Genomic DNA, 22,492 nt, shown 5'->3' with positions numbered 1-22,492 from the left:
GGGTGCACAGGGGGAAAGGGTGTTGATCGTGGCAGAGAGCAAGAGCGGCGAGTCCGTCGAACCGGCGACGAACTGGAAGCCGACGGCCGAAGCCAAGTCCAAGGCGACCACCTTCCGCTGGATCGCCGCCGTGCTCTGGGCCGTCGCCATCGCGAGCGAGGCCGTCGCGATCTTCTGGCTGCTGCGCCAGCGCGACTACGTCGGCGAAGACGGCGTGCTCGTCCGTGATCCCGACACGGGGCTCCTCTCCGACCCTGGCGTGACGGCGCAGTTCCCGCAGTGGGCCTTCATCACCCTCCTCGTAATGCTCGTCGTCATCGCCGCGCTGTCGATCACTGGTTCCCTCCTCTGGAAGAAGGCGAACCGCCTCGACCCCGCGCGCAAGTCGGAGACCCTCCGCTTCTTCGTGCAGAACCAGCTCGGCGCGATCATCGCGATCGTCGCCTTCCTCCCGCTGATCATCCTCATCTTCCTGAACAAGGACATGAACAAGGGCCAGAAGGCCACCGCCGGCATCGTGGGCATCGCGCTCGCGGTCCTGGCGACCGTGATCGGCGTCGACTTCAACCCGCCGTCCGTCGAGCAGTACACGGCCGATCAGTCGGCCGTCATCCAGCTGCTCGGCAAGGACGAGGTCGTGTGGGTCGACGGCGGCTCTGTGTACCACGTGTGCGACCAGGTCTCCGACATCCAGACCGGCAGCGAGAAGCGCACCGGCACCACCGCTCAGGCGATCGAGGCAGGCAAGATCCGCCTCACCCTGAAGTTCGCCTCCGAGCTGAAGACCTGCGGCCTCGCCGTGCCCGACAACGCCGACGCGATCACCGAGGCGCTGCGGTCCATCCAGGCCGGCCAGGTCGACACGCCGCTGCCGGCCCCGGTCTGGGCCGACCCGACCGACGCCCCCATCGAGATCGAGGACGCCGCGCCCGCGAACTGAGCGCTCACCGGGCGCCGAGCGCCTCCACGAGCCGCTGCTCCGCGGCGGAGAGATGGGCGTGGAGCAGCTCGGCGGCCCGTTCTCCGTCTCCCTCGGCGACGGCGTCGAGAATTCCCGCGTGCTGCTCGGCGATCGCCGAGGCGTCCAGCAGCTGCCTCCCCTGCACCTGCGCCATGCACAGCCGGACCTCGTCGATCACGCTGCGGTACATGCGCCCTGTGCGTTCGCTCTCCAGCGCGTCGATCAACGCCGTGTGGAATCGCAGATCGGGATCGACGGTCGCTGCGTCCGGTCCCGGCGGCATCGCCGCGATCTCCTCGTTCGCGGCGACCGCAGACGCGGGGACCGTCCGGGAGAGCGCGAGCTCCCGAAGCGCGGCGCTCTCCAATCTCGCCCTGGTGCGGTAGACGTCGCGCACGGTCTCCGGGTCGATGCCGACGACCCGGGCGCTGCGATGCGCAGTCCTGGCGAGGAGGCCGGAGGCCACGAGCTGCTCGATCGCGGCCTTCGCGCTCGGACGCGCGACCCCGTAGGCCATCGACACCGCGGCCTCGGTGAGCGGCGCCCCCGGGCGGATGTCTCCGCTGAGGATGCGGGAGCGCAGTCGCGCCGTCACGGCATCCACTACGCCGATCACTCCGAGGTCGGCATCCGTCGTCGTCATGCGGCCATGCTATCGAGACCTGCGCCTCTCGGTACACTTGTCAGACAATCCGTCCCGCACTGTCGAGGAGCACCGTGCCCACCACGCTCGCCGAACCCCTGAATCCGGAACTGCTCGGCCCGTCGACGGCGGTGCACCTCCGCTCGATCGACCGCTTCGCCCGCGCGCACGACGCCTCCCACTACCTGCTGGTGCCGGATGCGGTCCTGTCCCCCGTCGATGCCGCCGGGGTCGCTCGCGCCTTCGATGCCGTACGAGCGGCCGGGCGGACGCTCACGTTCCGCTCCGGCGGCACGAGCCTGTCGGGCCAGGGCGTGAGCGGCGACATCCTCGTCGACACGCGCAGCGGCTTCCGCACCATCGCGATCGAGGACGAGGGGCGCTCGGTCCGGGTCGAACCAGGGGCGACCGTGCGCCAGGTCAACACCCGACTGGCACGGTACGGCCGCAAGCTCGGCCCCGACCCCGCGAGCGAGATCGCCTGCACCATCGGCGGAGTCGTCGCGAACAACTCCAGCGGCATGGCCTGCGGCATCGTCGAGAACTCGTACCGGACGATCGAGTCCCTGCTGCTGGTCCTGCCCAGCGGCACGATCCTCGACACCGCCGCCCCCGATGCCGAGGACCGGCTGCGCGCGGCCGAGCCCGAGATCGCCGACGGTCTTCTCGCCCTGCGTCGACGACTCCTCGACTCGCGGGAGAACGTCGAGATCGTGCGTCGGCAGTTCTCCATGAAGAACACGATGGGCTACGGGCTCAACGCGCTGCTCGACTTCGACGACCCCGTGCGGATCCTCGAGCACCTGGTCATCGGCTCGGAGGGCACGCTCGCCTTCGTCGCCGAAGCACGGTTCCGGACGATCGAGATCAAGCCGGCGATCGCGACGGGACTCCTCGTCTTCGACACGCTCTCCGACGCGATGGCCGCCCTGCCCGGGCTCACCGCGCTCGGCCTCGCCACGATCGAGCTGCTGGATGCCGCGTCCCTCCGCGTCGCACAGGGGCTCAGCGATGTGCCGCCCGCGATCGCGTCGATCGAGGTGCGCGACCACGCCGCCCTCCTCGTCGAGGTGCACGCGCAGGACGCGGAGGCGCTGGCCGTGGACACGACGACGGCCCTCGGACGCTTCGCCGCGCTCCCGCTCGCGATCGACGCGACCCTCACCACCGACGCGGCCGAGCGCGCCGCCCTGTGGCACGTGCGCAAGGGCCTCTACACCGCGATCGCCGGGGCCCGCCCTTCGGGCACGACCGCCCTGCTCGAAGACATCGTCGTCCCCGTGGAGCGTCTCCTCGTCACCTGCGAGCGGCTCATCGAGCTCTTCGCCGCGCACGGCTACGAGGACTCCGTCATCTTCGGGCACGCCAAGGACGGCAACGTGCACTTCCTGCTCAACGAGCGCTTCGACGATCCGGAGAGCCTCGCCCGCTACCGCCGCTTCACCGACGATCTCGTCGAGCTGGTGCTGGAGCAGCAGGGCTCCCTGAAGGCGGAGCACGGCACCGGTCGCATCATGGCGCCCTTCGTGCGCCGCCAGTACGGCGACGAGCTCACCGACATCATGTGGGACGTCAAGCGGCTGCTCGACCCCTCCGGCATCCTCAATCCCGGTGTCGTGCTCTCCGACGACCCCGATTCCTACCTGCACGATCTGAAGCGCGTGCCGACGGTGGAGAAGGAGGTCGACCGCTGCGTGGAGTGCGGGTACTGCGAGCCGTCATGCCCGAGCAAGAGCATCACGCTCACACCGCGGCAGCGCATCGTCCTCCGCCGCGACATGGCCTGGGCGGAGGAGCGCGGCGATGACGTGCTCCTGGCCGAGCTGCGCGCCGACTACGACTACGAGGGCGTGCAGACGTGCGCGGTCGACGGCATGTGCGGCGTCGCCTGCCCCGTCGACATCAACACGGGCGATCTCGTGCGGCGCCTGCGCGCCGAGCAGGCCTCGACGATCGAGGACGGCCTGTGGGACGTCGCCGCGAAGAGCTGGGGCACGGTCACGAAGGTCGGCGCCGTCGCCCTCACGGTGGCCGATGCCCTGCCCGCGCCTCTCGTGACGGCCGCGACACGGGTCGGCCGCGCGGTGCTCGGCGCCGACACCGTGCCGCTGTACGACGCCGGGCTCCCCCGAGGCGGCTCGACGCCTCCGCGTCCGGACTCGCCCGCCGATGCCAGGGCGGTCTTCTTCGGGGCGTGCATCGGCACGATGTTCGGCGCCGAGGGGCACGGGGAAGGATCGAGGGATGCCGTATCGGCGCTGCTCGACCGTGCGGGCATCCCCGTCGTGATCCCCGACGACGCCGGGGGCCTGTGCTGCGGAACGCCGTGGAAGTCGAAGGGGCATCTCGCCGGATACGACCGCATGACCGAGCGCGTGCTCGCATCGCTGTGGGCCGCGAGCCGGCAGGGCGCCCTTCCCGTCGTGTGCGACGCCGCCTCCTGCACGGAGGGCCTGCACGTCATGCTCGCGAAGGGCGTGGACGCGCACCCCGAGTACGCCGGACTCGTCATCGAGGACGCGACGACCTTCGTCGCCCGCGAGGTGCTGCCCCGCCTGGACGTGCGGAGGAAGCTCGACCGGATCGCGGTGCATCCGACCTGCTCCACCACCGCGCTCGGTGCGACGGGGGCGCTGACCGCGCTCGCATCCGCTGTCGCCGAGGACGTCTACGTTCCCGACGGCTGGGGATGCTGCGCGTTCGCCGGCGACCGCGGCATGCTCCATCCCGAGCTCACCGCCAGCGCCACGGCGGTCGAGGCCGCTGAGCTGCGCGACGCCGAGAGGGAGCGCGGGTTCGACGCCTTCGTGTCGGCGAACCGCACGTGCGAGATCGGGATGACCCGTGCCACCGGCCGCGGGTATCGACACGTGGTCGAGGTGCTCGAGGAGCTCACGCGCCCCTGAGACGCGACGATCGGCGCCGGCCCCGCCCGACACGGGCAGTTCGGCCGGCGCCGACCGCGAGATCAGCGTTCCGCGTGGAGGGCGGCCGCAGCGCGCGCGACGATCCCGCCGTCCGTGATGTCGAAGCCGGTGTCTCCGCCGCCGGGTCCGCTGGGGGCGAGGTCTCCGGACGACGTCTTGGCGGAGAGGTGGACCGCGTGCACACCGCACGCGCGCAGGGCGACGATGTCCTCCACGCGCACTCCCCCGCCCGCCATGATCTGCAGACGTCCGGCAGCCTCGTCGACGAGACCGGAGAGGACTCCGGCGCCGTCGATGCTGCGTGCGGCTCCCCCGCTGGTGAGGATGCGATCCACGCCGCAGTCGACGAGCTCTCCGATCACGGATCTCGGGTCGCTCAGGGTGTCGATCGCCCGATGGAACACGAACTCGGCAGTGCCCGCCGCGCTCTTCCAGAGATCGAGCGCGCGACGGTCCACGCCGCCGTCGCGGGTCAGCGCGCCGACGACCACGGCACCCGCACCCCGGCGCACGACCTCGGCGACATCCGCCGCGACGAGCGCCACGTCCTCGTCGTCGTAGACGAACCCTCCGGTGCGCGGACGGACGAGCACCGCGAGCCGATCAGAGCGACCGACGGCGGCGAGGACGGCGTCCACGGTCGCGGGCGACGGCGTCAGCCCGCCCGTCGCGCTCAGCGCCTGGCACAGCTCGACGCGATCGGCGCCCGCCGCCCGCGCGACCCGTGCGCCCGCGGCATCCTGCACGGCGATCTCGAGGGCGGGAACGGACATCATGGCGTCACGGTGACCGTGGCCACCGGGGACTCGCGCAGGGCGTCGGGGATGCGCACGCTCGTGGAGCCGTCCGCCGCACGGATCACCTCCGCGTGGGGCCCGTCGGCCCACCGCGCCTTGCCCGCGGACAGCTCGGACGGGAGCGGCAGCTCGCCGGCGCTCGGATCGAGCGCGTGCACATGGACACCCGCATCCGACCGCGTGTAACGGACGGGCGCGCCTGCGGCCTCGCCGAAGCGCACCCACGGACGCGTGCCGTAGATCGCCGAGCCGTTGACCCGGAGCCAGGCGCCGAGCTGCTGCATGGTCTGGCGCTGCAGCTCGGGGATCCGTCCTGCCGCGTCGGGTCCGACGTTGATGAGGAGGTTGCCGTTCTTCGACACCACGTCGACGAGCATCCGGATGAGGTCGGGACCCGACAGCGTGTGGCGCGTGTCCTCCGCGCTGTTGTAGCCGAAGGAGTAGCCGAGTCCCCTGGTCGACTCCCACGGCTGCGGGATGATCTCGTCGATGTGGGTGTACTCGCGGGTGAGGAAGCCGTGGTAAGGGACGCCCCACCGGTCGTTGACGACGCCGCCGGGGACCGCGGCGAAGTACCGCGACAGCGTCTCGGCGACCCCGTAGTCCTCACGGCCTTTGCCGCCGTCCGGCCACTCGATGTCGTTCCACAGGAGGTCGGGCGAGAAGCGCTCGACGAGCTCGTCCAGCTGCGCGGTGGCGTAGCGGGCGAAGTGCTCGTCGTTGCGACGGTAGCGGAAGAGGTCGGTGTCGGACTCGATGGCCGGGAAGTCGCTCACGTGCCAGTCCAGCGCCCCCGAGTAGTACACGCCGAACTTCGCCCCCGCCCTGCGGGTCGCGTCGTGGAACTCCGCGATCAGGTCGCGGCGGGGCCCGCGTGCGACCGCGTTGAATCCCGTCGTCCCTGTCCCCCAGAGGCAGAACCCCTCGTGGTGCTTGGTGGTCGGGACGACGTACTTCGCCCCCGCGTCGACGAGCTCGCCGACGAACGCATCCGCGTCGAAGGCGGAGGCGTCCCACAGGTCGGCCAGGTCCTCGTAAGACGTGCCCGGTCCGTAGAGCCGCTGATGCCGCTCCCAGGTCGGGCTGCCCGCGATGCGCACGGTGTTGCCGTACCACTCCGCGTACTGGTGCCAGGCGTAGGCGTCCTCGGTGGGGATGTTCACTCCCTCGCCGTGCTGCACGGCCCATGCGGGCACCGAGTACAGACCCCAGTGCACGAAGAAGCCGAGCTTCGCGTCGCGATACCAGTCGGGAACGCCGTTGGTCGGGTAGACGGGGGCCTCGGCACCGAAGTCGGGTCCGGTGCGCTTCTCGAAGTTCATCATCAGCGGATCTCCTCGCCGCGTCGCACGACGACGGCGGTCAGGTCGGGGGCTCCCGACGTGTCGAAGGGGAAGACCCCCGGCGCGAGTCGGTGGTGGCCGAGGCGCAGCAGGTCCTGGTCCACGCCGCCGGGGGTCAGCGCGAGAGTCCAGTCGGCGGCGAGGTCGTACAGCTCTGGCTCCAGGTAGCCGATCTTCACGACGACGATGTCCGCCGTGGTCGGCTCCAGACCAAGCATGCGGAAGTCGTCGAGGTGATGGAACGGCTTGCGGCGCTCCGTGATGATCGCGTGGAGTCCGCCGACCGCGATCACGACCTGCGTCCCCGCATCGTGGTCGTCCTCGGTGATCGAGAAGACGGAGCCGGTGATCTCGACGGGGCCGTGGGGGCCGTCATCCACCCGCGCACCCGCCGAGAGGGTGACGGTGGCGCCGACTCCCGCCGCGACGGCTTGCGCGACCGCGTCCCTGTCGAAGATCGAGGCCACGAGGGTCGTGCGAGAACCGTCGGTCAGCTCTGCACGGCTGAGCAGCTGCGCGAGCGTCCAGGTCACGTCGCCCGCTCCCCCTGCCGTCGGGTTGTCTCCGGAGTCGGAGATCAGATAGGGATGCCGGGCCTCCGGCGCGAGCGCCTTCGCGAGGGCCTCGTCGAGCGAACCGGTCTCCGCGACGAAGACGAAGTCCTCGCGTGCATCCCAGAACAACCGCGCGACGCGCTCGGCCTCGCGCGCGATGAGGTCCCGGTCGTCGCCCGTGACCACCACGTAGGCCTGGCAGCGCGGCTCATCAGCCCAGGCGTAGCCGATCCACACCGAGGCGTCCACGACGCCGTCGAGGGCCTCGATGCCGGGCAGCTCCGCGTAGATGCCGCGGGCGGGCTCGAGGCGTGTGCTCGTCTTCTCGCCGGGGAGCAGGACCGGAACGGGGACCCAGGCGCTGAACGGGCGACGACGCAGCGGGTCGGCGCCGTGCTCGCCGCGGAGTCGCGCCAGCAGATTCCAGACCGCGCGCTCCTTCGTGTTCAGCCAGTCCTCGTGGGGGGCCATGCGGTAGCAGGTGAGGAGGTCGACCGCATCGCGGAGCGTCTCGGACACGTTCCCGTGGAGATCCATCGAGGTGGACACGAGCGTGTCGGGTCCGAGGGCCTCGCGCACGGCCAGGGCCAGGTCGCCCTCGGCGTCGTCCATGCCCACGACGCTCATCGCGCCGTGGATGTCGAAGAAGAAGCCGTCGAACGGCCCCTGCTCGCGGATGCCCGCGACGATCGCCTCCTTCATACGCCGATACGTCGCCGCATCGACCGCGCCTCCTGGCAGTGAGCGCCCGTGGGTGAGGGGGATCCACTCCGCGGCCTCCGCGAGCTCGCGCCCCGCATCGAGGAACGGGTAGTACGCGCGCAGATTCTCGCCCGTGCGGATCGTGAACGCCTCGTCGCCGGAGACGTGCGGGGAGAAGGTGCTCGATTCGATCGAGATCCCGCCGATGCCGATGCGCGGCGTCGCGAGACCTCCGTCGGCGACGGGCGCGAGGGCGCCCATCCAGATGTCGCTGGCTTCGGGGCGTTCGGTCACGTGCTGCTCCTTGGTCTGTGTCGTCGTCTTCAGTGTGCGTCGGCGGGGACGAGGGCGCGACGCACGGCCTCGATCGCACCGAGTGCCACGGCATCCCCGCCCAGCGTCGCGGGGACGACGCGCAGCGGCAGCCCGGACACGGGGGCGTCGGTCCGCAGGGTCTCCGCGATCGTCGGCGCCAGGAGGTCCCAGGCTTCTGCGACTCCCCCGCCGACGATCGCGCACGGGAGGTCGAGAAGGGTCGCCGCGCTCGCGCAGGCGAGGGCGAGGGCGCGGCCCGCCGCCCGGAACACCGCGATGGCGTCGGGATCACCGCCGCGCGCACGGTCGGCGACCTGGCGGGCGTCCAGCGGCGTCGCGCCGATCCGCTCGGCGTAGCGCCGCCCGATCGACGTTCCAGACGCGAGGGTCTCGAGATGGCCGATCTGGCCGCACGTGCACATCAGATCGCTGTACCCGGGCGTGTGTCCGATCTCCCCCGCGGCGCCGTGCGGTCCGTGGCGCAGCGCGCCGTCGATGATGACCGCTCCGCCCACGCCGGTGCCGAGCATCACGCCGAGCACATCGCGTTCACCCGGGGCCGTGCGCGCCGCTTCACCGAGGAGGAACGCGTTGACGTCGTTCTCGACGCGCACCGGCACGGAGAGTCGCGCGGAGAGCTCGTCTCCGAGCGGGAACCCGGCCCAGTCGACGAAGGTCGCGGAGGCGGCGCGCACGACACCTGTCTCGTGATCGATGACTCCCGCCGCGCCCACGCCGACCGCGGTCAGCGGAGAGCCGGAGCGGGCGGCGATGTCGCGGACGACGGCGGCGGCGGCATCCGCCATCGCCGCCCCGCCGACACTCGCCGGCGCAGGCACGCTGCCCCGCGCCAGCACGGAGCCGTCCGCGGCCACGGCGATGCCGGCGATCTTCGTGCCGCCGATGTCGATGCCGATCACGCCGTCGGCCGACGCGATGGGCCGGGATGTCCCCTCTACCTGCACGCCCACGGTCAACGGCCGCCGAGCCCGGCCATGGCGATGCCCTTGACCAGGTGCTTCTGCAGCACGATCACGAGCACGGTCGTTGGGACCATCGAGATGATCGCCGCGGCCATCTGGAGGTCCCACCGCGTGCCGGTGAGTCCCGAGAAGCTCGCGAGCCCGACCGGCAGCGTGCCGTGGGCGTTGTAGTCCACGGTCACGATCAGCGGCCACAGGTAGCTGTTCCAGAACGACAGGAACGTGAACACCGACAGCACGGCCACGGCGGACTTCGCCAGCGGAAGGATGATCTGCACGAAGGTGCGGACCGGACCCGCACCGTCGACGCGTGCGGCCTCCTCCAGCTCGTAGGGGATGCCGCGGAAGAACTGCCGCATGAGGAAGGTGCCGAACGCGGTGAAGGCGAACGGGAAGATCAGCGCCTGATAGGTGTCGACCCAGTTGAACCACTGCATGACCTGGAACATCGGGATGACGAGGACCTCCGCCGGCACCATGAGGGTGGCGAGGAAGAGCACGAACACGGCGTCCCGCCCCTTCCAGCGCAGGCGCCCGAACGCGTACCCGGCCGTCGTCGAGACGAACAGCACCACCAGGGTGCCGGCGATCGCCACGAAGAACGAGTTCCCGATGTAGGTGAGGAACGGTCCATAGGCGAACACGTCGAGGAAGTTCGTCCACCGCACCTCGGACGCGATGAGCGACGGAGGCATCGTGAACATCTCGGAGTTGGGCTTGAGCGCCGAGAAGAACGCGTACACGATGGGCGACACGAAGATCGCGGCGGCCAGATACACGAGCACGTGCGCGATGACCAGGCGCACGCGCTCCGGTCCGCTCAGCGGCGCCTTGGTGCGTCCGGTGCGCTCGGTCTCGACGTGGTCGTCGTCGAGGACGACGGATGCCGTCGACAGGTCAGTGCTCATAGTGCACCCACTTCTTCTGCGCGCCGAACTGGAGCGCAGTGATCACGATGATGAGGGCGAAGAGGATCCAGGCGCCGGCTGCGGCGAGTCCCAGCTCCTGGAACTTGAAGCCCTGGTTGTAGATGAACTGCACGAGCGGCTGGGTCGCGTTGCCCGGGCCGCCGCCGGTGAGCAGCTGCGGCTGCACGAAGACCTGGAGTGCGGTGATCATGGTCATGATGGTCGCGAAGAAGATCGCCGGGGAGATCATCGGGATGACCACGCTGAGCTGCATGCGCAGTCCGCTCGCTCCGTCGATCCGGGCCGCCTCCATGACGGACTCGGGGAGCTGCTCGAGCGCGGCCGAGAAGATCAGCATGTTGTAGCCGACTCCCTGCCACACGCTCATCACGACGACCATGATCATGGCCCACTGCGGGTCGGCGAGGAAGTTCGGGAGCGTCACGCCGAACCAGGTCTCGGAGACGCCGTTGAAGAGACCCTGCGGCTGCAGGAGCATCTTCCACACCAGCACGTTCGCGACCATGGGGGTCACGACCGGGATGAAGAAGAGCACCCGGAGCGCCCCGCGTCCGCGGATGCGCGGACCGAGCGCCATCGCGAGGACGAGCGAGAGGGCCACGTTCAGCGGGACGTAGAGGATCGTGAACACCGCGGTGTTCCGCAGCGCCGGCCAGAAGTCCGGGCTGGAGGTGAACAGTCGGATGTAGTTGTCGATACCGATGAAGGTCTTCTCGCCGAACGTCGGCCAGTCGAAGAAGCTCATCACGATGGAGAGCACGACGGGCACGACGGTGAACACGGCGAGGCCCGCCAGGGCCGGGGTTGCGAACCCCAGCGCCTGACGGCCCTCAGCCTTGGCGAGAGACCCCCGACGTCGCGCGTTGGTGGTCATCACTCGTCTTCCTGGATTGCTTACTTGCCGAACTGCTGCTGAGCGGAGTCGAGGACGTTCGCCATCGTCTCCTGCCCGTTGTACACGCTGACCAACTGCGGCTGGACGTACGTGCCGACCTTCGCCCAGTTGTCGCTGACGTACTGGCCCTGGACGTTCTCGAAGGCCGCGGTGAAGACCTCCTTCACCTGCTCGCGGTACTTCTCGTCGATCGAGTCGAAGTAGAGCGGCTGGCTCTCGGCGCGTGCCGGGTAGCTGCGGCCGGAGGAGGCGATGTAGTCCTGCGCGTCCTTGCTCAGCAGGGAGCCGAGCACCTTGAGCGCGGCGTCCTTGTTGTCGCAGGTCTTGGAGATGCCGAAGCCCGAGCCGAGGATGAGGCTCAGCGAGGTGCCGCCCTCGGACGGGAGCGGGGCCATGCCCGCCGTGAAGCCGGACTCGTTGTTGAGGTAGCTGACCGCGTTCCAGGTGCCGTCGACGGCCATGGCCGCGTTGCCGCTGGAGTACTGGTTCTCGCCCCAGCCGGTGTCGGATGCCGATGCGACCGGGAGAGCGACCTTCTGATCGGTGACGAGGCCGGCGTACCAGGTCGACGCCTCGACGAACTTCTTGTCGGTGAGCTGCAGGGTGCCGTCCTCCGTCACCGGCTGCAGGCCGGACTTGGCGATCGGCAGCGCCTGCCACTGGAAGTCGCCCATGCCCACGGCGAACCCGGACTTGCCCCCGGTGGTCGCCGCCTTGGCCGTCTTCTCGAAGTCCTCGAAGGTCCAGCCTGCGGCGGGGGTCTCAGCGCCGGCGGCGGTCAGCTGATCGGCGTTGTAGTAGACGAGCATCGTCGCGACGTCGAACGGCAGGCCGTAGAGCTCGCCCTTGTTCTTCAGGATCTCGGTCGCACCGGGTGCGAAGTCGCTCTCGGCGAGGCCGGCCGCCTTGAGGTCGGCGGCGGTGAGCGTGGCGAAGCCGTCGGTGTAGCTGGAGAGCATCCCGCTGTTCATGCCGGTGATGCAGGCCATGTTGCCGGACGCCATGTTGGTGGTGAGCTTCGTGAAGAAGTCACCCCAGGGCGCCGTGCGCAGCTCGATCTTGAGGTCGGGGTTCTGCTCCTGCGCGACCTTGATCTGCGCCTCGAGCGCCTTGGTGTCATCGGCGGAACCTGCCCACATGTCGACGACGATCGTGTCGCCCGAACCGGAGCCGGTCGAGCCGGTCGTTCCGGCGCAGCCCGTCATGGCGACTGCGACGCCGGCGACGGCGACGACGGCTCCCATACGCATCTTCTTCATTGAATGACTCCTAGCGGATCGGGAAGGTTGCTTCGCGGGTCGAAGCAACCTAGTAGGATTTCGTATGAAGTTACCGTGTCATACTTCACGGGCCGCCGCAAGCGGAACATCCGATGTTTATAGATCCTTGACCTTCCGCGTCATGACCGAGATCACGACCCGACACCGGTAGCCTGACGAGATTCGCCGACGAAGGAACGACATGCCCCGTACCGCCGATCGCTCTGCCGAGGATCTCCACTCGCGACGCATTCTCGACCTCGTCGCCCGCGGGGAGGCCCGCTCCCGCAGCGAGCTCGCCGCTCGACTCGGCATCGCCGCCTCCACCATCGGCCTCCGCGTCCAGGCGCTGCTGGATGCCGGGATGCTCGAGGAGGCGGGAGACGGCGTCTCCCGCGGCGGCCGACGACCTCGTGTGCTCCGTGTGGCCGAAGAGGGCGGGATCGTGCTGTCCGCCGACCTCGGCGGCGGGCACGCGCGCATCGGGCGCCACGGTCTCGACGGCCACCTGCAGGAGGTGCGGACGACACGCATCGACCTGACGGACGGACCGCAGGCGACGCTCGCGACGGTAGCCGCGGTCTTCCGGGAGCTTGCGGACGGCTCGACCCTCCGCGCGATCGGGGTGAGCCTTCCCGGTCCGGTCGACATCGAGTCTGGATCCGTCGAACAGCCGTCCCGGATGCCGGGATGGCCGGGGTTCCGGGTCGGCGAGCATCTGCGGGAGGCCTTCGGCGTGCCGGTCGCCGTCGACAACGACGCCAATCTGGCGGCGCTCGGCGAGCATCGCCTGCAGCTCGGCTACACGCAGCACAGCATCACCGTGAAGGCGGGCACCGCGATCGGCAGCGGGGTGATCGTCGAGGGGCACGTGCACCGCGGCGCCACCGGCGCGGCAGGAGACATCACCCACACGCGCATCGACGGGAGCGGGGACATCCCCTGCTCGTGCGGGAACACGGGGTGCCTCGAGACGGTGGCGAGCGGCGCCAGCCTGGTCAGGCAGATGCGAGAGCGCGGACGCACCGAGGTGACCACGACGGCCGACGTGCTCGCGCTGGCGCGCGACTCCGACCCGGAGGCGACCATGCTGGTGCGGACGGCGGGCACGCACCTCGGGCAGGCTCTGTCCGGCGTCGTCAACTTCTTCAACCCGAACGCGGTGTTCCTCACCGGGAGCATGAGCGCATCGGAGCCGTTCATCGCCGCCGTGCGCAGCCGCGTCTACGAGGCCTGCCACCCGCTCGCGACGCAGCGCCTGCGCATCGAGGCAGCCGCGACCGGCGCCGACGCGATCCTGCACGGAGCGGCCAGGCTCGCCCTCGACGACCTCGAGCTGCCGGTCGCCTGAGCGGCGCTATTCCCCCGTCAGAACCAACTCGATCACGGGGAGCACCACGTCCGGCCTGCGGACCGGGAGGTGCACGGTGAGCGTTCCCTCCGCCTCCCCCGCCGGAGTCATGTGCGAGGCGCGCTGGTCGGGATCCGAGACGGACGTGCGCAGCCAGGATCCGTCGCTCAGCAGGCGCGCATAGGAGACCTTCCCTGCGAGTCCGGGGAGATGCACGAAGCCGAGCGGCCAGGCGAGCAGATGCAGATACAGGCGGTCCCCCCGCTGCGTGTACACGCCCTCACGGGGCGGGGTGAACGGGGCGTGCCCGGCGCCGACCACGGAGCCGCGGTGCAGGCGCATCCACTCCCCGATCTCCGACAGGGTCGCCGCATCCCGCGGTACGACGGCGCCGCGGCCGTCGGGACCGATGTTGAGGAGCATGTTTCCGTCCATCGACACCGAGTCGACGAGCATCTGCACGAGCAGCTGCGCAGACTTCTGATCGGTGTTGTCGCGGTCGTAGCCCCATGAGCCGTTCAGGGTCTGACACGCCTCCCACACCACGGGCCGGCCGTCCCTCATGAGGGGTGAGGTGGGCTGGTACTGCTCGGGCGTGACGAAGTCCGCCGGGATGCCGAGCCGGTCGTTCACCAGCATCCCCGGCTGGAGCTCGCGGCACATCGCGAGCAGCGCCTCGGCGTCCCAGTCCTGAGGACCCTTGCCCAGCCCCCCCTGCTTCTCCTCCGGATACGTGAAGTCGAAGAACAGGTAGTCGATGTCGCCGTAGCCGGTGAGCAGCTCGCGGATCTGCCCATGCAGATGGTCGCGGTACCTCGACATGTCGCGGCCCGCGTTGAGGGCCGCTGCATCGGGGTCGTCCCGACGGGGATGGTTCCAGTCGATCGTGAAGTCGGGGTGATGCCAGTCGATCAGCGAGTGGTAGAGCCCGACCTTGAGCCCCTCGCCCCGCATGGCGTCGACGAACTCCCGCACGAGATCGCGCGAGACGGCGGTGGCCGAGGTGAAGTCGGTCAGCGCCGAGTCCCACAGGCAGAATCCGTCGTGGTGCTTGGTGGTCAGAACGACGTACCCCATCCCCGTCTCCTTCGCCCGCCGGGCGATAGCGCGCGCGTCGAAGAGATCGGGGTCGAAGTGGTCGAAGTAGGTCCGGTACTCGGCATCCGTCAGCCGCTCGCGATTCTGCACCCATTCGTGTCGCGCGGCGGCGCTGTAGAGGCCGAAATGCACGAACATCCCGAAACGGGCGTGGTCGAACCAGTCCTGTCGCATACCCTCATCTTAGCGTCAGACATCGGATGTCTAAGCCTCCGTGCACGAAAAAGGGCGCCCCCGAAGGGGCGCCCTCTCACGGTGCTCGTCGTCAGCGCGCAGCGCTGCCGTCGACGTAGTCCTCGTCCTGCTGCTTCCAGGCGAAGAGAGCGCGAAGCTCCTTGCCGGTCGCCTCGATGGGGTGCGTCTCCTCCTTGGCGCGAAGCGCAAGGAACTCCTGACCGCCGTTGTCCTGGTCGTCGATGAAGCGCTTCGCGAAGGCACCCGACTGGATGTCCGCGAGCACGGCCTTCATCGACTCCTTGACCTCGGGGGTCACGATGCGCGGGCCGGAGACGTAGTCGCCGTACTCCGCCGTGTCGGAGACCGACCAGCGCTGCTTGGCGATGCCGCCCTCCCACATGAGGTCGACGATCAGCTTCAGCTCGTGGAGCACCTCGAAGTAGGCGATCTGCGGCTGGTAGCCCGCCTCGGTGAGGGTCTCGAAGCCGGCCTGCACGAGGTGGCTGACGCCACCGCAGAGCACGGCCTGCTCGCCGAACAGGTCGGTCTCGGTCTCCTCGGTGAAGGTCGTCTTGATGACACCGGCGCGGGTGCCTCCGATCGCCTTCGCGTACGAGAGAGCCGTGGCCCACGCGGTGCCGGAGGCGTCGCGCTCGACGGCGATGATGTCCGGGATGCCGCGGCCGGCGACGAACTCGCGACGGACCGTGTGACCGGGCGCCTTCGGGGCGACCAGGATCACATCGACGCCCTCGGGCGCCTCGATGTAGCCGAAGCGGATGTTGAAGCCGTGCGCGAAGGCGAGGGTCTTGCCCGCGGCGAGGTTCGGCGCGATCGACTCGCTGTAGATGCCGCGCTGGTGCTGGTCGGGAGCGAGGATCATGATCAGGTCGGCCCACTGGGTCGCCTCAGCAACGGACTTGACCGCGAAGCCGGCCTCCTCAGCCTTGGGCGCGGACTTCGAGCCCTCCTTGAGGGCGATCGCGACCTCGACACCCGAGTCGCGCAGGTTCTGCGCATGGGCGTGACCCTGCGAGCCGTAGCCGACGATCGCGACCTTCTTGCCCTGGATGATGGACAGGTCGGCGTCTGCGTCGTAGAAGATCTCGGTGCTCACTTGTTTCTTTCTCCTTGATAGTTGCGTTTCGTCTCGCTTCGCTCGCTCAACGAACGGCGAAGGTCTTGTAGGTGCTCAGCCGCGCAGGACGCGCTCGGTGATGCTCTTGCCGCCCCGGCCGATGGCGAGGAGACCGGACTGCGCGATCTCCTTGATGCCGAAGGGCTCGAGCGCCCGCAGCATCGCATCGACCTTGCCCTTGTCGCCCGTGACCTCGATCACCAGCGCGTCGGCGGCGTAGTCGACGACCGAGGCGCGGAAGAGGTTCACGACCTCGATCACGTTCGATCGGGTGGTGTTGTCCGTGCGCACCTTCACGAGCATGTGCTCGCGCTGCACGGAGGTGGCGAAATCGAGCTCGACGATCTTGATCACGTTGATCAGCTTGTTGAGCTGCTTGGTGACCTGCTCGAGCGGGAGCTCGTCCACGTCGACGACGACCGTGATGCGGGAGATCCCCGGCACCTCGGTCACCCCCACCGCGAGCGAGTCGATGTTGAAGCCGCGTCGGGCGAAGAGCCCCGCGACACGGGTCAGCAGGCCGGGGGTGTTCTCCACCAGCAGGCTCAGCACGTGAGTCGACATGGTCAGATCTCCTCGTCGAAGGAAGGCGCGTGTTCGCGGGCGTACTGGACGTAGCTGTTGCTCACGCCCTGCGGAACCATCGGCCACACCATCGCGTCAGCCGACACCACGAAGTCGATCACCACGGGGCGGTCGTTCGTGTCGAGCGCGAGCTGGATGGCGGCATCCACGTCCTCCTCCTTCTCCACTCGGATGCCGAGGCAGCCGTACGCCTCGGCGAGCTTGACGAAGTCGGGGATGCGGACGGTGCCGTGGCCCGTGTTCAGGTCGGTGTTGGAGTGGCGTCCGTCGTAGAACAGCGTCTGCCACTGGCGCACCATGCCGAGCGAGGAGTTGTTGATGATCGCGACCTTGATCGGGATGTTGTTGATCGCGCAGGTGGCGAGCTCCTGGTTCGTCATCTGGAAGCATCCGTCGCCGTCGATCGACCACACCACCCGGTGCGGCTCGGCGACCTTCGCGCCCATCGCGGCGGGCACCGAGTAGCCCATGGTGCCTGCGCCTCCCGAGTTCAGCCAGGAGTTCGGACGCTCGTACTTGATGAACTGCGCCGCCCACATCTGGTGCTGGCCGACGCCGGCCGCGTACACGGCCTCGGGGCCGGTGAGCTCGCCGATCCGCTGGATCACGTGCTGCGGCGAGAGGTGTCCGTCGGTCGTCGGCTGGAACCCGAGCGGGAACTCCTTGCGGAGGCCGTCGAGGTAGGACCACCACTCCTCGATGTCGGGCGTGGTCTGCGCCGTCGCACCCCGGAACGCGGTCTCGAGGTCGACGAGCACGTCGCGCACGTCGCCGACGATCGGCACGTCGGCCGTGCGGATCTTCGAGATCTCGGCGGGGTCGATGTCGACGTGCACGACCTTCGCGTTAGGAGCGAAGAGCGCGGCCTTGCCGGTCACGCGGTCGTCGAAGCGCGCGCCGAGTGCGACGATGAGGTCGGACTCCTGCAGCGCGAGCACCGCCGGCACGGTGCCGTGCATACCGGGCATGCCGAGGTGCTGCGGGTGCGAGTCGGGGAACGCCCCTCGTGCCATCAGCGTGGTCACGACGGGGGCGCCCGTGAGCTCGGCGAGACTCTTCAGCTCCGCCGAGGCGCGGCCGCGGATGACGCCGCCGCCCACGTACAGCACGGGCTTCTTGGACTCTGCCAGCATCGCGGCCGCGGCCTGGATCTGCTTGCCGTGGGCCTTCGTCACCGGGCGGTATCCGGGCAGGTCGATCTTCGGCGGCCAGATGAACGGCGCCTTGGCCTGCTGAGCGTCCTTGGTGATGTCGACCAGCACGGGGCCGGGGCGACCGGTCGAGGCGATCTCGAACGCGGCGGCGACCGCGCCGGGGATCTCGGCGACGTCCTTCACGAGGATCGAGTGCTTGGTCACCGGCATCGTGATGCCGACGATGTCGGCCTCCTGGAAGGCGTCGGTGCCCATGAGAGTGGAGAACACCTGTCCCGTGATCGCGACGATCGGGATCGAGTCCATGTAGGCGTCGGCGATCGCGGTGACGAGGTTCGTCGCTCCGGGGCCGGAGGTGGCGATCGTGACGCCGACGCGCCCCGACGCAGTCGCGTAGCCCTCGGCGGCGTGCCCGCCACCCTGCTCGTGACGCACGAGGATGTGGCGCAGCTCGGTGGAGTCGAGCAGGGGGTCGTAGACCTCCATGATCGCCCCGCCGGGGATGCCGAACACATCGGTCACGCCGATGAGCTCGAGCGAGCGGACGAGCGCCTGCGCTCCGGTGAGCACGGGAGCCGCAGTGTTCTGGGCCGGAGGCCTCGGCACGGCCGAGACGGAGTCAGTGGTCATGGGACTTCCTTCTGGTGGTCTGTGGGCGACGTCGGAGGCCTGGGGCTGCCGACGCGATTCAGCCGGTCGTCGCGCCCTCGGCGGCGGACCGCACGAGACGCGAATACTTGGCAAGTACGCCACGGGTATAGCGCGGGGGAAGCGGCTCCCAGCCAGAGCGGCGGGAGGCGAGCTCCGCCTCGTCGACGAGTAGGTCGAGAGAGCGAGCTGCGATATCGACCCGTATCAGATCACCATCGCGCACGAAGGCGATGGGACCTGCGTCCACCGCTTCGGGTGCTATGTGGCCGATGCACAGGCCGGTTGTGCCGCCTGAGAATCGTCCGTCCGTCAAGAGTAGTACATCTTTTCCGAGCCCCGCGCCCTTGATGGCCGCGGTGATCGCGAGCATCTCGCGCATCCCGGGTCCGCCCTTGGGGCCTTCGTAGCGGATCACGATGACGGTGTTCTTCTCGATCTCGCCGTTCGCCACGGCATCCATCGCCGCCCGCTCACGTTCGAAGACGCGCGCGGTGCCCTCGAAGACTGCGGCGTCGAAGCCGGCCGTCTTCACGACGGCGCCCTCGGGTGCGAGCGATCCGTGCAGGATCGTCAGGCCGCCGGTCGCGTGGATCGGGTTGTCGAAGGTGTGGATGACCTCGCCGTCGATCGGCATGGGATCGAGCTCCGCGAGGTTCTCGGCCAGCGTCTTGCCGGTCACGGTGAGCGCGTCGCCGTGCAGCAGCCCCTCGTCGAGCATCGCCTTCATGATCACGGGGATGCCGCCGTGCCGGTCGACGTCGTTCATGACGTACTTGCCGAAGGGCTTCATGTCGGCCACGTGCGGGACGCGGTCGCCGATGCGGTTGAAGTCGTGCAGGCTCAGCTCGACCTCCGCCTCGCGCGCGATGGCGAGCAGGTGCAGCACCACGTTGGTCGAGCCGCCGAGGGCCATCGCCAGCGCGATCGCGTTCTCGAACGCCTCCTTGGTGAGGATGTCGCGGGTCGTGATGCCCTGACGGAGCAGATTCACGACGGCCTCCCCCGAGCGGTGGGCGAAGTAGTCGCGGCGGCGGTCAGCCGCGGGCGGAGCGGCCGAACCGGGAAGGCTGAGACCGAGGGCCTCGGCGACCGACGCCATCGTGTTCGCGGTGTACATGCCGCCGCACGCGCCCTCACCGGGGGCGATCGCGCACTCGATGCGCTTGAGGTCCTCTTCGCTCATGAGCCCCGCACGGCACGCGCCGACGGCCTCGAACGAGTCGATGATCGTGACGTCCTTCTCGGTGCCGTCCGACAGCTTCACCCAGCCCGGAGCGATGGAGCCGGCGTAGAGGAAGACGCTGGAGAGGTCGAGTCGGGCACTGGCCATCAGCATGCCGGGGATCGACTTGTCGCAGCCCGCGAGCAGCACGGAGCCGTCGAGGCGCTCCGCCATCATGACGGTCTCGACCGAATCGGCGATGACCTCACGCGACACGAGCGAGAAGTGCATGCCCTCGTGCCCCATCGAGATGCCGTCGGACACCGAGATCGTGCCGAACTGGAGCGGGTAGCCGCCCCCGGAGTGCACGCCCTCCTTGGCGCCCTGCGCCAGGCGGTCGAGGCTCAGGTTGCAGGGGGTGATCTCGTTCCAGCTCGACGCGATGCCGATCTGCGGCTTGTCCCAGTCGGCGTCGCCCATGCCGACGGCACGGAGCATGCCTCGGGAGGTCGTGGCCTCGATGCCGTCGGTGACGACACGGCTGCGGGGTTTGATGTCGATGGGCGCGGGAGACTCGGGATCAAGCGAGGTCATGACGGAAGTCTATTCCCGTCGCGCCGCGCGTTCGTCCGCCAGTGCCTCCAGAAGCTGGGCGATCTCTTGTGGGTTGCGCACACGGAGCCCGGCTGCTGTCTCACCCTCGCCCACTCGCACGCCGAGATCGCCGTCGACGAGCACGCGCATGGCGTCCTCGTCGGTGACGTCATCGCCGGCGAAGAGGATGCCGGTGGCGTCGTAGCGCTCGCGCAGAGCAGTCATCGCGGCGTCCTTGCCCTCGAGGCGCGACGAGAACTCGAGCACGTGGTGGCCCTTGCGGCGCCTCCAGTGCGGGAACCGCTCCGCGACGAGAGCGTCGATCTCGGCGAACAGCTCGCGCTCCACCTCGGGCGTCGCGGCTCTGGTGTGCACGCCCATCCCGAAGGTCTTGGGCTCGAGCTCGGCGCCGTCGAACCGATCGATGATCGGACGCGCGGCCTCCCACAGCTCCTCCTTCGTGCCGTCCTCCTCCGCGGCCGCGGACTCGACATCGGACTCGCCCGAGCCGGGGTACCAGTACTGGGCGCCGTGCGACCCGGCGAGGGCGAACGGGGACTCGTCGGTGTGCTCGGTGATCTCGCGGAGATCGTGCATGCTGCGCCCGGAGACGTACGCCACCACCGTGTCGGGCATCGCGCTCAGACGCTCCATCTGCGCGGCGACCTCCGGAATCGCGCGCGCGGCCATCGGGTCGAGCACGAACGGCGACGCCGTGCCGTCGAAGTCGAGGGCGACCACGAGTCGAGGGGTGGCTGCGATCGCGCTGAGCGCGGCATCCGTCGTTCCTGGCGTCCAGCTGCGGGTCACGAGATCTCCGATCGGGGGGAAGGGTGCCCTTCCAGTATGGCCGCCGGTCTCAGCGCCCATGCACCTCGGCGAGGGCCCGGAGGAACGACGACGACCACGCGTTCACGTCGTTCTCCAGAACACGGCGACGCAGCGCCCGCATCCGTCTCCCCTGTTCGCGCGGCGTCATCTCCACCGCCTGCATGATCGCGTCCTTCAGCCCCTCGATGTCGTGGGGGTTCACCCGCACCGCCTGGCGAAGCTCGTCGGCAGCGCCGGTGAACTCGCTCAGCACGAGCACGCCCCGGTTGTCGGCCCTCGTCGCGATGTACTCCTTCGCCACGAGGTTCATCCCGTCTCGCAGCGCCGTGACCAGCATGACGTCGGCGGCGAGGTACAGCGCGACCATCTCCTCCCTGGGGTAGCCCTGGTGGAGGTAGCGGATCGCCGTGTGGCCCATCGTGTCGGTGTCGCCGTTGATGCGGCTCACCGCGAGCTCGATCTCGTCCCTGAGGTGCACGTAGGCGTCCACGCGCTCGCGGCTGGGGCTCGCGACCTGGACCAGCGTCACGTCCTCGACGTGCAGCCGTCCCTCGGCGAGGAGCTCGCCGTACGCCTTGATCCGGTGTCTGATGCCCTTGGTGTAGTCGAGACGGTCCACCCCGAGGAAGATGCGCGCCGGATTGCCGAGGCTCTCCCTGATCTCGGCGGCCCGCGCCTGCACGTCAGGACGCGCGGCGAGCTCGAGGTAGGGCGTCGTGTCGATCGAGATGGGGAACGCCTTCGCGACCGCTGTGCGCGTCTCCCCCGGCGCACTGGGCACGGCCACGGCGGAGCCCTTGACCTCGTACCGCAGGCGGCGCCGCACGGCGGTGAGGAAGTACGTCGCATCCTGCGCGCGCTGGAACCCGATCACATCGGCGCCCAGCAGCCCGCGGAGCACCTGGTCCCGCCACGGCAGCTGCGCGTACAGCCCGTGAGCCGGGAACGGGATGTGATGGAAGTAGCCGATGGTCACATCGGGGCGCAGTTCACGCACAAACTGCGGGACGAGCTGCAGCTGGTAGTCGTGCACCCAGACCGTCCCGTTCTCCGACACGGCGGATGCCGCGGCCTCGGCGAAGCGGCGATTCACCGTGACGTAGGCGTCCCACCACTCGCGGTGGTACTGGGGCGGGGCGATCACGTCGTGGTACAGCGGCCAGATCGTGTCGTTCGAGAACCCCTCGTAGTACTCGGCGACCTCCTGGGCGCTCAGCGTGACGGGGATCAGGTCGATGCCGCCGATCTCGAAGGGTGCGAGCTCGAGGTCGGCCTGTCCCGGCCACCCCACCCACGCTCCGTGGGCGCTGCGCATCATCGGCTCCAGAGCGGCGACGAGGCCGCCGGGCGAGGTCCGCCACTCCTCCTCGCCGTCGGGTCCCTCGATCCGGTCGACCGGAAGGCGGTTGGCGACGACGACGAAATCTGCGACGGCCATGATGG

At 69.4% G+C, this 22,492-nt stretch carries 18 protein-coding genes; 3 read left to right on the top strand and 15 right to left on the bottom strand.

The genetic code is table 11. The annotated features are described in order from the left end of the window. Positions 1-28 precede the first annotated feature (28 nt). Entirely contained in the window at positions 29-940 is a 912-nt protein-coding gene (locus CQ047_RS05520; RefSeq protein ID WP_258132500.1) for a hypothetical protein, read from the top strand. A gap of 4 nt (positions 941-944) precedes the next feature. Here the strand turns inward: CQ047_RS05520 and CQ047_RS05515 are convergent, their stop codons facing one another. Further along, complete coding sequence (locus tag CQ047_RS05515; RefSeq protein ID WP_105673286.1) at positions 945-1,604, bottom strand: GntR family transcriptional regulator; 660 nt, start codon at positions 1,602-1,604, stop codon at positions 945-947. 74 nt (positions 1,605-1,678) lie between these two features. Here CQ047_RS05515 and CQ047_RS05510 point away from each other — a divergent pair, with 74 nt between their 5' ends. Beyond that, positions 1,679-4,510: an FAD-binding and (Fe-S)-binding domain-containing protein gene (locus tag CQ047_RS05510; protein WP_105673285.1), complete on the top strand. Its 2,832-nt coding sequence runs from the start codon at positions 1,679-1,681 to the stop codon at positions 4,508-4,510. Positions 4,511-4,572: 62 nt separating this feature from the next. On the opposite strand, the gene CQ047_RS05505 is transcribed toward CQ047_RS05510, so the two are convergent. The 7 genes from CQ047_RS05505 to CQ047_RS05475 all read right to left on the bottom strand — a co-directional run bounded on the left by CQ047_RS05505 (position 4,573) and on the right by CQ047_RS05475 (position 12,308). Next, positions 4,573-5,307 (bottom strand): copper homeostasis protein CutC, encoded by a 735-nt coding sequence (locus CQ047_RS05505; protein WP_308737040.1) that lies wholly within the window; start codon positions 5,305-5,307, stop codon positions 4,573-4,575. Continuing rightward, positions 5,304-6,653: an alpha-L-fucosidase gene (locus CQ047_RS05500; RefSeq protein WP_105673283.1), complete on the bottom strand. Its 1,350-nt coding sequence runs from the start codon at positions 6,651-6,653 to the stop codon at positions 5,304-5,306. Before CQ047_RS05500 ends, CQ047_RS05505 begins: the two co-directional genes overlap by 4 nt. Then, positions 6,653-8,188, bottom strand: coding sequence for a M81 family metallopeptidase (locus CQ047_RS05495; RefSeq protein WP_308737041.1), 1,536 nt, complete (start codon positions 8,186-8,188; stop codon positions 6,653-6,655). The genes CQ047_RS05500 and CQ047_RS05495 overlap by 1 nt, the downstream gene beginning before the upstream one ends. 62 nt (positions 8,189-8,250) lie before the next feature. Further along, entirely contained in the window at positions 8,251-9,213 is a 963-nt protein-coding gene (locus CQ047_RS05490; protein ID WP_258132499.1) for an ROK family protein, read from the bottom strand. A gap of 2 nt (positions 9,214-9,215) precedes the next feature. Continuing rightward, a complete protein-coding gene (locus CQ047_RS05485) occupies positions 9,216-10,133 on the bottom strand; it encodes a carbohydrate ABC transporter permease (RefSeq protein ID WP_105673281.1) in 918 nt (305 codons plus the stop codon). Continuing rightward, positions 10,123-11,028: a carbohydrate ABC transporter permease gene (locus CQ047_RS05480; protein WP_105673280.1), complete on the bottom strand. Its 906-nt coding sequence runs from the start codon at positions 11,026-11,028 to the stop codon at positions 10,123-10,125. The genes CQ047_RS05485 and CQ047_RS05480 overlap by 11 nt, the downstream gene beginning before the upstream one ends. Before the next feature lie 20 nt (positions 11,029-11,048). Continuing rightward, positions 11,049-12,308, bottom strand: a complete 1,260-nt coding sequence (locus CQ047_RS05475; protein WP_258132498.1) for an ABC transporter substrate-binding protein — start codon at positions 12,306-12,308, stop codon at positions 11,049-11,051. A 202-nt stretch (positions 12,309-12,510) separates the two neighbouring features. Here CQ047_RS05475 and CQ047_RS05470 point away from each other — a divergent pair, with 202 nt between their 5' ends. Beyond that, positions 12,511-13,659 (top strand): ROK family transcriptional regulator, encoded by a 1,149-nt coding sequence (locus tag CQ047_RS05470; RefSeq protein ID WP_105673279.1) that lies wholly within the window; start codon positions 12,511-12,513, stop codon positions 13,657-13,659. Positions 13,660-13,665: 6 nt separating this feature from the next. Here the strand turns inward: CQ047_RS05470 and CQ047_RS05465 are convergent, their stop codons facing one another. The 7 genes from CQ047_RS05465 to CQ047_RS05435 all read right to left on the bottom strand — a co-directional run bounded on the left by CQ047_RS05465 (position 13,666) and on the right by CQ047_RS05435 (position 22,487). Next, the gene (locus tag CQ047_RS05465) at positions 13,666-14,931 is read right to left on the bottom strand and encodes an alpha-L-fucosidase (RefSeq protein ID WP_105673278.1); all 1,266 of its coding nucleotides are present in this window, start codon (positions 14,929-14,931) and stop codon (positions 13,666-13,668) included. Between the two features lie 91 nt (positions 14,932-15,022). Beyond that, the gene (gene ilvC / locus CQ047_RS05460) at positions 15,023-16,051 is read right to left on the bottom strand and encodes a ketol-acid reductoisomerase (RefSeq protein ID WP_105673277.1); all 1,029 of its coding nucleotides are present in this window, start codon (positions 16,049-16,051) and stop codon (positions 15,023-15,025) included. A 75-nt stretch (positions 16,052-16,126) separates the two neighbouring features. Continuing rightward, the gene (gene ilvN / locus CQ047_RS05455; RefSeq protein ID WP_105673276.1) at positions 16,127-16,636 is read right to left on the bottom strand and encodes an acetolactate synthase small subunit; all 510 of its coding nucleotides are present in this window, start codon (positions 16,634-16,636) and stop codon (positions 16,127-16,129) included. Positions 16,637-16,638: 2 nt separating this feature from the next. Beyond that, positions 16,639-18,441 (bottom strand): acetolactate synthase large subunit, encoded by a 1,803-nt coding sequence (locus CQ047_RS05450; RefSeq protein ID WP_105673275.1) that lies wholly within the window; start codon positions 18,439-18,441, stop codon positions 16,639-16,641. A gap of 58 nt (positions 18,442-18,499) precedes the next feature. Continuing rightward, positions 18,500-20,218 (bottom strand): dihydroxy-acid dehydratase, encoded by a 1,719-nt coding sequence (ilvD, locus tag CQ047_RS05445; RefSeq protein WP_105673274.1) that lies wholly within the window; start codon positions 20,216-20,218, stop codon positions 18,500-18,502. Between the two features lie 9 nt (positions 20,219-20,227). Beyond that, positions 20,228-21,028: a trehalose-phosphatase gene (gene otsB / locus CQ047_RS05440; protein WP_181155840.1), complete on the bottom strand. Its 801-nt coding sequence runs from the start codon at positions 21,026-21,028 to the stop codon at positions 20,228-20,230. Between the two features lie 49 nt (positions 21,029-21,077). Then, complete coding sequence (locus tag CQ047_RS05435; RefSeq protein WP_105673272.1) at positions 21,078-22,487, bottom strand: trehalose-6-phosphate synthase; 1,410 nt, start codon at positions 22,485-22,487, stop codon at positions 21,078-21,080. Positions 22,488-22,492: the final 5 nt, after the last annotated feature.

Source organism: Microbacterium sp. MYb72 (genome assembly GCF_002979415.1).
Classification (GTDB): Bacteria; Actinomycetota; Actinomycetes; order Actinomycetales; family Microbacteriaceae; genus Microbacterium; species Microbacterium natoriense.
Note: the sequence above shows the minus strand (reverse complement) of the source record. Positions and strands in the feature narration are given on the sequence as shown.